At 67.7% G+C, this 12,776-nt stretch carries 12 protein-coding genes; 5 read left to right on the forward strand and 7 right to left on the reverse strand.

The features are described from left to right. Positions 1-35: 35 nt before the first annotated feature. Positions 36-869: an HTH-type transcriptional activator IlvY gene (gene ilvY / locus AB0I34_RS18985; RefSeq protein ID WP_360446607.1), complete on the forward strand. Its 834-nt coding sequence runs from the start codon at positions 36-38 to the stop codon at positions 867-869. On the opposite strand, the gene AB0I34_RS18990 is transcribed toward ilvY, so the two are convergent. The 6 genes from AB0I34_RS18990 to AB0I34_RS19015 form a co-directional block, all read right to left on the reverse strand. Continuing rightward, on the reverse strand, positions 841-1,677 hold the full coding sequence (locus AB0I34_RS18990) for an ATP-binding cassette domain-containing protein (RefSeq protein ID WP_360446608.1): 837 nt from the start codon (positions 1,675-1,677) through the stop codon (positions 841-843). The genes ilvY and AB0I34_RS18990 overlap by 29 nt on opposite strands. After that, positions 1,674-2,585, reverse strand: coding sequence for an ABC transporter ATP-binding protein (locus tag AB0I34_RS18995; protein WP_360446609.1), 912 nt, complete (start codon positions 2,583-2,585; stop codon positions 1,674-1,676). The genes AB0I34_RS18990 and AB0I34_RS18995 overlap by 4 nt, the downstream gene beginning before the upstream one ends. Beyond that, positions 2,582-3,526, reverse strand: a complete 945-nt coding sequence (locus AB0I34_RS19000) for an ABC transporter permease (RefSeq protein ID WP_360446610.1) — start codon at positions 3,524-3,526, stop codon at positions 2,582-2,584. Before AB0I34_RS19000 ends, AB0I34_RS18995 begins: the two co-directional genes overlap by 4 nt. Positions 3,527-3,558: 32 nt before the next feature. Further along, positions 3,559-4,548 carry an ABC transporter permease gene (locus AB0I34_RS19005; RefSeq protein WP_360446611.1) on the reverse strand — a complete coding sequence of 330 codons (990 nt, stop codon included), beginning with the start codon at positions 4,546-4,548 and terminating at the stop codon, positions 3,559-3,561. An 18-nt stretch (positions 4,549-4,566) separates the two neighbouring features. Further along, complete coding sequence (locus AB0I34_RS19010; RefSeq protein WP_360446612.1) at positions 4,567-6,216, reverse strand: ABC transporter substrate-binding protein; 1,650 nt, start codon at positions 6,214-6,216, stop codon at positions 4,567-4,569. A gap of 240 nt (positions 6,217-6,456) precedes the next feature. Further along, complete coding sequence (locus AB0I34_RS19015) at positions 6,457-7,665, reverse strand: ROK family transcriptional regulator (protein WP_360446613.1); 1,209 nt, start codon at positions 7,663-7,665, stop codon at positions 6,457-6,459. Positions 7,666-7,746: 81 nt separating this feature from the next. On the opposite strand from AB0I34_RS19015, the gene AB0I34_RS19020 reads away from it, so the two are divergent. Further along, positions 7,747-8,607, forward strand: a complete 861-nt coding sequence (locus AB0I34_RS19020; protein ID WP_360446614.1) for a substrate-binding domain-containing protein — start codon at positions 7,747-7,749, stop codon at positions 8,605-8,607. Here AB0I34_RS19020 and AB0I34_RS19025 read toward each other — a convergent pair. Then, positions 8,579-9,595 carry a LacI family DNA-binding transcriptional regulator gene (locus AB0I34_RS19025; protein ID WP_360446615.1) on the reverse strand — a complete coding sequence of 339 codons (1,017 nt, stop codon included), beginning with the start codon at positions 9,593-9,595 and terminating at the stop codon, positions 8,579-8,581. The two genes, AB0I34_RS19020 and AB0I34_RS19025, sit on opposite strands and share 29 nt — an antisense overlap. 154 nt (positions 9,596-9,749) lie before the next feature. Here AB0I34_RS19025 and AB0I34_RS19030 point away from each other — a divergent pair, with 154 nt between their 5' ends. From AB0I34_RS19030 to AB0I34_RS19040, 3 genes are read left to right on the forward strand one after another with little or no spacing between them, the layout of a single operon-like run. After that, positions 9,750-10,982 carry an ABC transporter substrate-binding protein gene (locus AB0I34_RS19030; protein ID WP_360446616.1) on the forward strand — a complete coding sequence of 411 codons (1,233 nt, stop codon included), beginning with the start codon at positions 9,750-9,752 and terminating at the stop codon, positions 10,980-10,982. Positions 10,983-10,987: 5 nt separating this feature from the next. Then, positions 10,988-11,947 carry a sugar ABC transporter permease gene (locus AB0I34_RS19035; RefSeq protein ID WP_360446617.1) on the forward strand — a complete coding sequence of 320 codons (960 nt, stop codon included), beginning with the start codon at positions 10,988-10,990 and terminating at the stop codon, positions 11,945-11,947. Positions 11,948-11,960: 13 nt separating this feature from the next. Next, positions 11,961-12,776 carry a carbohydrate ABC transporter permease gene (locus AB0I34_RS19040; RefSeq protein WP_360446618.1) on the forward strand — a complete coding sequence of 272 codons (816 nt, stop codon included), beginning with the start codon at positions 11,961-11,963 and terminating at the stop codon, positions 12,774-12,776.

Consider the following 12,776-nt stretch of genomic DNA (forward strand, 5'->3'; position numbering starts at 1 on the left):
CAACATCTGCACCGGGCCGTTGCAGGAGATGAAACATGGAGCATCGCGAGCTGGAGCTGTTCCTGCATCTCGCCCGCACGCTGAACTACGGACGCACCAGCCTCGAGTGCCACGTCAGCGCCGCGACCCTGACCCGGACGATCCAGCGACTGGAGACGCGAGCCGGTGCCCGCCTTCTCGACCGTGGACCGCGTGGCGTCGTACTGACCGCTGACGGTCGCCGGTTCACGGCGTACGCCGAACAGGCCCTGGCACTGTGGGACGACTATCGCGCGGGCGCGGGTGAGGCCGCGGATCTCACTGGCGAGCTGCGGATCTTCGCCACGGTCACCGCCTGCCAGGCCATACTGCCCGACCTGCTCGCTCCGTTGCGCGCAGCGCATCCCCAGATCCGGCTCGATGTCCGGACCGGCGACGCGGCCGCCGCGCTGGCGAGGCTCGACGAGGGCGAGGTGGACGTTGCCGTGGCGGGCATCCCGAAGCGGTTGCCGCAGTCCATGGTGATGCGCACCGTTGCCGTCACCGACCTTGTGCTCGTCACCGCCCGTGGCAGGAAGGCGGACGGATCGTATGTCGTGCCGGCGCGCGGGCTGGTGCGGGACGCGGCGTTCCGCTGGTTCCGGAAGGCCGGCGTGAAGCCGGTCATCGCGGCTGAGCCGGACGGTCACGAGGCCCTGCTGGCGCTGGTGGCACTCGGTTGTGGCACAGGCGTCGTACCTCGCCTGGTGCTCGAGTCGTCGGCGGTCCGCGACCGCCTGGTCGAGCGGCCCTCGGACCCGCCGCTCGACCCCCTCACGATCGGGCTGTGCGCGCGCCGCGCTGATCTCCACCGCCCTTTGATCAGCGCCCTCTGGGGCGTGCGACCGTAGCTCCGGGGCCGAGCTCGGCCAGCCGCCGTTCCGGGGCGGGCGCCGCGTCGGCGAGCAGCTGGGTGTACTCGTGCTGGGGATTGAGGATCACGTCGTCGGCCGGGCCGTGTTCGACCACCTCACCGCGGTACAGCACCATGATCTCGTCGCTGAAGTGCCGCGCGGTCGCGAGGTCGTGGGTGATGTAGAGGACCCCGAGGTTCTCCTCGCGCTGCAGGGTTGCGAGCAGGTTGAGAACACCGAGTCTGATCGAGACGTCGAGCATCGAGACGGGCTCGTCGGCGACCAGGATCGCAGGCTCGGGTGCGAGCGCGCGGGCGATCGCGACGCGCTGGCGCTGGCCGCCGGACAGCTCGTGCGGTTTGCGCCGGGCGAAGTCCTCGGTCGGTTCCAGCCGGACCCGGCGCAACAGGTCCAGCACGCGCTCGGCGACCTGTTCACGGGTGAAGTCGGGGTGATGGATCCGCACGGGACGGGCGAGGTGATGGCCGATCGTGTGGTACGGGTTCAACGACGAGAACGGGTCCTGGAACACCATCTGCACGGCCTTGCGGTACGCCGCCGCGTGCGATCCGCGATACCGCATGGGTTCGCCGTCCACGAGGATCGCTCCGGAGGTCGGCCGCTCGAGCTGCATCAGCAACTTGGCGATCGTCGACTTGCCCGACCCGGACTGCCCGACCAGTGCGACCGTACGGCCCGGCTTCAGCTCGAAGCTCACCTTGTCGACGGCGCGAAGCCTGGTGATCTGCAGACCGTCGCGCAGCCGGTACTCCTTGACCACGTCGCGCATCTCCAGGACGGTCATCGGGCCTCCAGCTCTTCTGCCATGGCGGCATCCACGGTCTGCTCGGTCTCGTCCAGCGCGACATCGTCACCGAGGCTGCCGTTCCGCACGAACCCACCCCGCTCGCCGGTCAGGCTGGGGAACGACGACAGCAGACGCCGGGTGTAGGGATGCTTGGGTCGCGTGTAGAGCGTCAGCGCGTCGTCCAGTTCGACGATCAGCCCAGCCCGCATGACCGCGATCCGGTCGCTGATCTCGAGGAGCAGCGGCAGGTCGTGGGTGATGAAGACGACCGCGAACCCGAGTTCGGACCGCAGCCTGGTGATCTCCTGGAGGATCTCTCGCTGGACGACCACGTCCAGCGCGGTGGTCGGCTCGTCCATGATGAGCACCTCCGGCTCGAGAGCCAGCGCCATCGCGATCATCACGCGTTGCCGCATGCCACCGGACAGTTCGTGCGGATACGCGCGGAGCCGGTTGCGGTCGACGCCTACGCGTTCGAGCAGCCCGGCGCAGCGTTGGCGGCGCTCCGTCTTGCCCACCTCGGGCCGGTGCGTGATGAACACGTCCTCGAGCTGCTCGGAGATCCGCAGTACCGGGTTGAGCGAGTTCATCGCGCCCTGGAACACCATCGCGATCTTGTCCCAGCGGAACGTGCGCAGCTCCTCACCGGCCAGCGCCGACAGGTCGATGTCGTCGCCGTCGTCGGCTGCGAACAGGACGCGTCCGGAGGTGATCGTCGCCGGCGGCTTCAGCAGCCGGGTGATGCCGTAGGCAAGCGTCGACTTGCCGCAGCCGCTCTCACCCGCCAGGCCGAGGATCTCGCCGCGTCGCAGGGTGAGCGAGACCTCGCGGACGGCATGCACGGTCGTCTCGGCCAGGTAGTCGATGCTGAGGTTCTCGATCCGGAGAACCTCAGCAGCCTTCATGGTTTCACCTCGCGGCTCATGGTCCACTTGGTGCGTTCGGCGCGCGTCTGGGAGCGCAGCTTCGGGTTGATGATCTCGTCGATCGAGAAGTTGATCAGGGACAGCGCCGCGCCGAAGAGCGCGATCGCCAGTCCCGGAGGTGCGAACCACCACCAGGCGCCGAGCCGGAGCGCGAGCCCGTTCTGGGCGTAGAACAACATCGTTCCCCAGGTGAAGGACCCGGACGCGCCGAGACCCAGGAACGACAGGCCCGCCTCGCCGAGGATCGCGAAGATCACCGCGAACACCACCTGCGACGCGAGCAGCGGGATCAGGTTCGGCAGGATCTCGACGAGCAGGATCCGCCAGCGCTTCTCGCCGCTGATCCGCACGGCGAGCACGTAGTCGCGACCGCGCACGCTGAGTGTGAAGCCCCGCAGTACCCGCGCGGAGCCGGCCCAACTGGTGATCGCGAGGACGGCGGCGACCAGCCAGATCGACTTGTTCGGTACATAGCTGGAGATCACGATCACCAGCGGCAGGCCGGGGATCACCAGCATGATGTTGGTGAGCAGCGAGAACGCCTCGTCGGTCCAGCCGCCGACGAACGCACCGACGATGCCGAAGAACGACGACAGCAGGAGCGTGAGCGCACCGACCACGGCGCCGATGATCAGTGAGCCGCGCGTCGCGTAGGCGAGCTGGGCGAAGATGTCCTGACCGTTCTGCGTGGTGCCGAGGACGAAGCCGTTGCCCGGACCGGTCAGCCCGATGTCTCGCACGGTCGACGGGTCGCCGACGAGCAGTGGGGCGAGGACTCCGAACAGGACGATCAGGCCGGCGATCGTCAGACCGACGGCCAGCTTCAGGGTCATCGGCGGCAGCCGGCGCCGGGCCGTCGTGACCGGCGACGGTCCTTGCGCGGTGGCCGCTTGCGCCGCCCCTTCAGTGGTGATGGCCAATCGTGTTCACCTCAATTCCTCTGAGTGCAGAGCTAGGAGCGGGCACGGGTGCGGGGGTCGATGACGCCGTACAGGAGGTCGACGAGCAGGTTCGCGCCGAGGACGGCCAGCGTGATGATCAGGAAGACTCCCTGCATCAGCGCGTAGTCGTTGTTGCCGACGGCAAGCAGCAGCGCGGAGCCGATGCCGGGATAGGAGAAGACCGCCTCGGTGACGATCGAACCGGCGACCACGAAACCGAGCGAGATCGCGAACCCCGAGATGGACGGCAGGACCGCGTTCCGGGCCACGTAGCGCGAGCGGATCCGGCGCGGGGTGAGTCCCTTCGCCTCGGCGGTGACGACGAAGTCCTCGGACAGCGTCGACACCATCATGTTGCGCATCCCGAGCATCCAGCCGCCGATCGACGACACGACGATGGTCAGCGCCGGGAGTGTGCCGTGGTACAGGACCGACCGGGCGAACGGCAGGTTCCAACCCGGCGTCACCGAGTACACGTCGTACCCGCCGTTGAGCGGGAAGAGCGGCCAGGTGCTGCCGAGCAGGAACAGCAGCAGCAGCGCGAGCCAGAAGTACGGCACCGACTGCAGCATCGTGGTGACCGGGATCAGGTTGTCGATCCAGGATCCACGCCGCCAGCCGGCCGCGCGGCCCAGCAGGATCCCGACGAGGAACGAGATCACTGTCGCGATGCCGATCAGGCCGACGGTCCAGGGCAGTGTCTGGCCGATGATCTGCGAGACCGGCGCCGGGAAGTACGCGACCGACGTGCCGAGATCGCCGGAGACCAGTTGGTGCAGGTACTTCCCGTACTGGACCCACAACGACCCGTTCGCATCCGTCCCGAGCAGCGCCTCGATCGCTGCCCGGGTCGTCGGGGTGACCGGGCCCTTGGTCGCCAGCTTCGACAGCATCAGGTCGACCGGGTTCCCCGGCATCAGCCGGGGAATCAGGAAGTTCAGGGTCAGCGCCGCCCAGAGGGCGACGACGTAGAAGGCGAGCTTTCGCAGCAGGTAATGCACGGTCGGCCCGGCCCGCGGTTACTGGGCGGGGGTGATCGTCTTGAGGACGATCCCGGCGTCCCAGGCCTTCCAGGCCGCGGGCAGGACGTAGGGGTTGTCCTTGGTCGGCCAGCCGGTCGCCCGGGAGGTGTTGAACTCGGTGAGCATCGAGTTCACGTAGACCGGGATGTAGGGCAACTGGTCCTCGATGACGGCCTGGATCTTCCCGTACTCCGCCTTCTGGACAGCCTTGTCCGTCGTACCGGCCGCGGTCGTGAGAGCCGCATCGACCGCCGGGTCGGAGAACCGGGACTGGTTGCCGGCGCTGGCGGACTTGCCGACCGGTGCCGTGTTCGGGGTCGCGAGCTTGCTGTCGTACGTGAAGTACGGGTTCGTGGACGCGCCCAGGCCGACGGAGTCCAGCGACAGCTGGAACTTGCCGTTCGTCTGCGCGGCGTTCCACTCGTTCCACGAGACCTGGCTCGGCTTCAGCTCGATGCCGATCGCGGACAGCTGCTGCTTGAGGGTGTCGTTGATCAGGATGTAGTCGCTCCAGCCCGTCACGGTCTGGATGGTCAGCGAGAGGCGCTTGCCTGCCTTGGTCCGTACGCCGTCACTGCCCTTGGTCCAGCCGGCCGCGTCGAGGAGCTTGTTCGCCTCGTCGGCGTCGGCGCTCTGCGGAAGCTTGGCGGAACCGGCGTCGGCGATCCAGTCGTCGTCGCGGCCCGGGAGCAGCAGGGTCGGCGATCCGACGCCCGCGACTCCGCCGCCGGCCAGCTTGGCGAGCTGTTCGCGGTTCATCGCCAGGTAGACCGCCTTGCGTACCGCCGGGTCGGTCTGCGGTCCGGTGCACCCGAGGCCCGAGTTGGCGCAGGTCACGATCACCGTCGTCATCACGGGGGTGTTGACGTAGGTCAGGTTCTTGCCGGACTTCATGATGTTGTCGATCCCGGGCAGGTAGGCGCTCGCCCAGTCGACCTTGCCGGCGACCAGTGCCGCGCTGGCGGCGTCCGCCGACTGCAGCGGGATGTAGCGGACCTCCTTGACGGTGGGTTTGCCCTCCTCCCAGTACTGGTCGTTCTTCGTCAGCACGTAGCTCTGGGGCGTGAACGACTTCAGCTTGAACGGGCCGGTGCCGACCGGATTGTCGTTCAGGTTCGTCGTCGGGTCCTTGATGTCCTTCCAGATGTGCTCGGGCACGATCGCCTGGTTGGCGAGGACGGCGGGCTCCTGCATGAAGGACTTCGACTTGAAGGTGAGGACGGCGGTGTCGTCCGAGGCGGCGCTGGCCGTGGCGGCGAGTCCCGACGGGTTCAGCGCGGGGGTCTTCGCGACCAGGTTGAAGGTGAAGGCCACGTCCTTCGCGGTGAACGGCTGGCCGTCGTTCCACTTGACGTCGTGGCGGAGCTTGATGGTGAGCTCGGTTCCGGCCGCGTTCCAGGAGTAGCCGGTGGCGAGGACCGGCGTCGGGTCGGACTGCTTCGCGAAGTTGTACCAGTACAGCGGCTCGTAGATGACGCCCAGCGTCGACTGGAGGGCCGTGCTGCTGAACGGATTGAAGTTCTTGGTGGTGATGTCACCGGCCGCGACGGTGATGGAGGCGTCCTTGGCGGCCGGCTGGCCGCTGTTGGCGGCGCCGGAACAGGCGCCGAGCAGGAGTGCTGTGGCGGTCACGGCCGCGGCGCTCACCAGGCGTCGCGTCCTCGTACGGTTCGTCGGATTCCGGAGCATCGATCGATTCCTTTCCGGGCCATGGTCCGCACCAAACGCGGTCCTCGGAACGCGTCACCCGGCACCCGGCCAGGGAAGCTGGCCGTAACTTAGTTGGCCTAATAAACTCCGCGCAAGGGGTTGTATCCGTAACGATTCGGCAGCGGAGCGTGGAAAGGACGGGCCGAGTCCGGGCCCGGCGCCGCGGAAGTGGCCGCCCTAGGCGGAGATGGCGAGGCCGGACCTGAGCATCATCAGCGCGGCGCCGATCGCGGCCGCGTCGTGACCGCGCTCGTCCAGAACGACCTCGGTGGCCACGCTGCGCCCGAAGGCGGAACTCATGATCCGCTCCTGCAGGATGGGCAGGTAGATCGTGCCGGCGACGGCGAAGGCCGGACCGGTCAGCACCAGGAGTTGTACGTCGTACATGTTGGTGATCACCTGGGCGCCGAGCGCCAGCCACGACGCGGAGTCCCGGATGATGGCCTCGGCCCGGGAGTCGCCGGTCAGCGCGAGGCGCGCGATGGCGGCGAAGGCCGCGACCCCGGTACGCCGGTGCGAGCCGAGGTCGAGCCCCGCCGCGCGGGCCTTGGCGACGACCGTGGCGGGACCGGCGACCGCCTCGAGGCAGCCGGTGCTTCCGCACCAGCACTGCGGGCCGCCGATCTGGACACAGACGTGCCCGACCTCGCCGGCGTTGCCGTGCGCTCCCTGGTAGACGTTGCCGTTCAACCGCAGGCCCGAACCGATGCCTTCGCTCATGAACAGCGCGGCCATCACCGACACGTCGTGGCTGGTGGTGAGCCGGGTGCCTGCGGCGGCCGCGGTCGCGTCGTTCTCGAGCAGCGCCGGCAGACCGAGGCGTTCCTCCAGGCGGCGGTGTATCGGGAAGCCGACCCAGTTCGCCATCGACGGCGGGGCCGAGGCCACACCACGGTTGCGGATCAGCGGCCCGGGACAGACGAAGCCGAGTCCGAGGACGAGGGACAGGTCGACTCCGGCACGCTCGATCAGTTCGCCGGTCTCCTGCGCGATCCGCTCCACGACCTGCTCCGGATCACTCTCGTCGCCCGGCCCGTCCCGTCGCCAGCGGGCCACCACACCGCCGGCGTAGTCGACCAGCACGTACGTCAGGCTGTCGTTGCTGAGGTGGACGCCGACGACGTACCGTGCCGTTGCCCGGATCCGGAGCATCGTGCGGGGCTTGCCGCCGGTGGACGTGCCGCGACCGGCCTCGTCGACCAGGCCGTCGTCGATGAGCCGACGGACCAGTGTGGTGACCGACGGCGCGGTGAGGCCGGTGATCTGGGTGAGTTCGACCCGGCTGAGCGTGCCCGCGGAGCGGATGCTGTCCACAATGAGGGCGCGGCTGTTCGTCGGTGCCGGGTCGTAGCCCGGTGATCGCGACGAGTCGCTGACCTGCTGCATCGGAACGTCCGCTTTCTGCCAGTTAGTTAGGTCTGTGAATATAGTGGTTACGGTGGCCTTGGAGGGCAGTGTATGCAGGACATGACGCCGAGGGAGCGCATCGCCGGGCTGGTGCTGGAGCGTCCCAGACGGCTGCTCGGGATGGAGCCGTTCATGGCCGACGTCGCCCAGGGGGTCGAGGAGGTCTTCGCAGGGCGGCGCTGCAGCCTGCTGATCCAGTTCGCCGCCGACATCGCCGACGAGATCGAGATCTGGCGCCGGTGGGTGGCCAACAACCACGTCGACGGCATCGTGATGGTGGACCTCCGAACGGCGGATCCGCGGCTCGCCGAGCTCCAGCGCCTGCAGGTGCCCGCCGTCCTGCTCGGCGGTCCCGAGCTGCAGGTGCCGATCACCAACGTGCTGGTCGACAACGCCGAGGGAGCTCGCGCGGCCGTTCGGGCACTCGCGGATCTCGGCCACCGCGACGTCGCCCGGGTCAGCGGTCCGCGCGACATGCTGCACTGCCAGGCCCGCGACACGGCGTTCATGGAGACGTGCGCACAGCGAGACGTGCACGGCCGGGTCGTCGAGGGGGACTACTCCGAGGACTCCGGCCGCGACGCGACCCGGCAACTGCTCACCGGCAGCGAGGTCCCGACGGCCGTTGTCTACGACAACGACCTGATGGCGATCGGCGGCCTGGCCGTGGCGAAGGAGCTCGGCGTCGCGGTCCCCGACCAACTGTCCGTCATCGCCTGGGACGACACCGCGGTCGCCCGGTTGGCGCACCCGCCCTTGAGCGTGGTCACCGTCGACGTCCATGGCCTCGGCACCATCGTCGGCGAGGCGATCCTTGCGGTCATGGACGGCGGCGAGGCGACGACGTACCAGGTCCCGAAACCAACCATCCGCCTCGCACAGTCGACCGCGCTCAGGACCGGCGAGGCCCGGCCGTCGTAGCGCCTGGGTAGAGCTTCGCCGGGACCAGTTGCGGCGGCAGTGGATCGGCGCCTTCCAGTTGGCGAATCAGGGCCTCGGTGCCCAGCTGGCCGAGCTCCGGCCCGGGGGTTCGCATGATGGTGAGCGCCGGGTTCGTGAGGGCCGCCATTTCCGGTGCCATCAGCAACGGCAGGACCGAGATGTCGTCGGGAACCTGATAGCCGAGGCGATTCAGGCCGGCGACCGCACCGAGCGCGGCGAACTCGTTGACGATCAGGACTGCGGTGGTGTCCGGGTGGTCTCGCAGCAATCGGCCCATGGCGTCCTGACCGGCGAGGGTCGATCCGGCGCATTCCAGTACGACGGTCTCCAGGCCGTACTCCGGGGCCACCCGGCGAAACGCGGCTTCGGAGCGCACGTACGGACCGTAGGTGCTGAAGAGGGGATCGTTGAGGTTGCCCGAGATCAGCGCCAGCCGTCGATGGCCGAGCCCGTGCAGGTAGCCGACCGCATCCTCGACGGTCCGGTCGAAGTCGATGTCCACATGCGCCAGGCCCTCCAGCGAGCTGGTCCGCCCGATCAGGGCGAACGGCGTACCCGTTTCCTGCAGAACGGTGACGCGGGGGTCGTCCAGCTGGACCTCCATCAGGACGACACCGTCGGCCAGACCTTGGCCGACCAGCTCGGTCAGTTCGCCGCCGTCGTTGCCGACCGGCCAGAGGACCAGGTGGTAGTCCTGTTTGCGGGCCGCGTCGGCGGCACTCGTGAAGAACTCGGCGGCGGAGAAACCGAACTTGTGGTCGAGCGCCGGATAGGCCATCGCGATGATGTGCGTCCGCCGGCTGGCCAGCGCGCGGGCCACCGCGTTGCGGCGGTAGCCGAGCTCGGCCATCGCCTGCTCGACCCGCGCCCGGGTCGCCGCGGTCACCGGCTTGGTGTCGTTCAGCAGGAACGACACGGTCGCGATCGACACGCCCGCACGGTCCGCGACGTCCCGCATGGTGACCATCGAATTCCTCCACGTCTGAGCCCTTGACAGCAGTGTGACCCAAGGAACATAGTCCTGTGACATCTCAGTTAAGCGGTTTACTCCCCCTAGAGCAAGCGACCGGAAATTATCCACAGCCCGTGGTTAAACGCTTTGATCGAAGGAGCCCGATGTCATGATCAGCAAGCGGATCGCCGCCGTGCTGGCCGGTGCGACGACCGTGTCGCTCGTGCTGGCCGCCTGCGGCAGCAACGGCGAGGACTCCTCGTCGTCCTCGTCCGGGGACAGCGTCAAGAGCCTCACGATCCTGGACTACTACAACAACGACCCGGACAAGTCGCTGGTGCAGAAGGGTCTCGACACCTGCGCGAGCCAGCTCGGCATCACCATCCAGCGGGAGACGGTGCCTGGTGACACCTTGATCCAGAAGGTGCTGCAGCAGGCGTCGTCCAAGACCCTGCCCGACGTCTTGATGCTCGACAACCCCGACGTACAGCAGATCGCCGCGACCGGCGCGCTGGCGCCCTTGAACGACATGGGTCTGAATGGGGACGGAGTCATCCAGGGCATGGTCGACGCGACGTCGTACCAGGGCAAGCTCTACGGACTGGCGCCGGTGACGAACACGATCGCGCTGTTCTACAACACGCAGATGTTGCAGGAGGCCGGCGTACAGCCGCCGAAGACGTGGGACGAGCTGAAGGCAGCGGCCACGAAGCTGACCAAACCCGGCCGGTACGGGATCGCGTTCAACGCCAACGCGACGTACGAAGGCTCCTGGCAGTTCCTGCCGGCGATGTGGACCAACGGCGGCGACGAGACCGACCTGAACACCCCGCAGGTGACCGAAGCCCTGCAGTTGTGGACGGATCTGGTGAAGTCGGGGTCGGCGTCGAAGAGCGTGATCAACTGGACCCAGGGTGACGCGAAGGACCAGTTCGTGGCCGGCAAGGCCGCGATGATGGTGAACGGGCCGTGGCAGATCCCGGCGCTGGACAAGTTCCCGAACATCAAGTGGGACGTGGTCAAGTTCCCGGTGAACAAGCCGGACCAGACGCCGGTCGCACCGCTCGGTGGTGAGGCCTGGACGGTCCCGCTGAACAAGGACCAGGCCAAGCAGCAGAAGGCCGCCGACTTCGTGAAGTGCCTGAACTCGGACGAGAACGAGCTGGCCTGGGCGAAGGCCCGGTTCACGGTGCCGACCAAGACCGCGCTGCTCGACCAGTACGTCAAGGACGTGCCGTCGATGAAGGCCTTCACCGAGCAGGTCAAGACCGCCCGGTCGCGGACCGGCAAGCTGGGCGACAAGTGGCCGGATGCCGCGAAGGTGATCTACCAGGCGATCCAGCTGGCGCTCACCGGTAAGGCCGCACCCCAGGACGCCTTCAAGCAGGCGTCCGGCGGCTGATCGCGATGGCGGCATCGACAGTGCTGCAGGACGACACCAAGGTGGCCGGCCCGAAGCCTGCTCGCAGGCCTCGTGGCCGGCGCCACCGGGGTGAGGATCTGACCAGGATCCTCTTCGTCCTGCCGGCCGCGGTCGCGATGATCGCGCTGTTCGGCTATCCCGTGGTGAAGAACCTGCTGATGAGCCTGCAGGACTACGGCCTGCGGACGTTCTTCACCGGGGACGCCCCCTGGGTCGGGCTGAAGAACTACAGCACGGTGGTGAACGACAACCTGTTCTCGCAGGCGATGGTGAACACCGCGCTGTTCACCATCGGCTCGATCGCCTTCCAGTTCGCCATCGGTCTGGCGCTGGCGCTGTTCTTCCATCGGCGCTTCCCGCTCAGCGGCGTACTACGGTCGCTGCTTCTGCTGCCGTGGTTGCTGCCACTGATCGTGTCGAGTGCGACCTGGCGCTCGATCCTCGAGCAGGACAGCGGCATCCTCAACCGGACCTTGACCGGGCTGCACCTGATCGACGATCCGGTGCCGTGGCTGAACTCGCCGTCGGTCGCGCTGATCGCGGTGATCGGCGTGAACATCTGGATCGGCATCCCGTTCAACGTGACTCTGCTGTACTCCGGCCTGGCCGAGATCCCCGACGAGTTGTACGAGGCCGGCCAACTGGACGGCGCGACCGGCTGGCTCGCGTTCCGCTACATCACCTGGCCGAACCTGCGGGCGGTGGCGAGCGTGCTGCTGATGCTCGGCGTCGTCTACACGATCAAGGTGCTGGACATCATCCTCGGCCTCACCGGCGGCGGTCCGGCCAACGCCACCCAGACGCTGGCGACCCAGTCGTACGAGCGGTCGTTCATCGACTTCAAGTTCGGCGAGGGCGCCGCGCTGAGCAACATCCTGATCGCGATCTCGTTCCTGTTCGCGATCTTCTACCTGCGCAGCACCCGCCGCGCTGTCGACGAATAGGAGGGGTACGACGATGACCGACTCCACTGTCCGTCGCGTGATCTACAGCGTGATCGGCGTACTGATCCTGATCGTGATGCTGTTCCCGGTCTACTGGATGCTGAACGCGTCGCTGCAACCGTCCGGGAACACACTGACAGCCGGCTTCCTGCCGTTGCACCCGACCTTCACCGGCTACAAGCGGGCGCTCAGCGAGCAGGGCGGCAACCTCGTCACCAGTCTGATCATCGCGGCCGGGACCGTCGTACTCAGCCTGGCCATCGCCACCCCGTGCGCCTACGCGCTCTCGCAGTTCCGGTCCCGCTGGGTGTCGGTCGGGCTGCTGGCGATCCTGATCTCCCAGATGATCCCGGGCATCGTGATCGCCAATGCGCTCTACACGGCGTACGAACGGATCGGGCTGCTGAACTCGATCCCGGGCCTGATCGTGGCGAACTGCGCCAGCGGTATCCCGTTCGCGATCCTGATCCTGCGCTCGTTCATGCTGTCGCTGCCGCCGTCGCTGGTGGAGGCCGCGCGGGTGGACGGCGCCGGGCTGTTCCGGGCGTTCGTCGCGATCGTGCTGCCGATCAGCAAGAACTCCCTGATCACCGCGGGACTGTTCAGTTTCCTCTTCTCCTGGAGCGATTTCCTCTTCGCGCTGACGCTGACCACCAAGGGCGGCGTGCGGCCGGTGACGCTCGGGATCTACCAGTACCTCGGCACCCAGGTGCAGAACTGGAACGCGGTGATGGCGACCGCGGTGCTCTCGGCGATCCCGGCCATCGTGCTGCTGGTCGCCGCGCAGAAGTACATCGCCGCCGGCGCCATCGGCGGAGCCGTCAAATAA

The organism is Kribbella sp. NPDC050281 (genome assembly GCF_040655855.1).
GTDB lineage: Bacteria > Actinomycetota > Actinomycetes > Propionibacteriales > Kribbellaceae > Kribbella.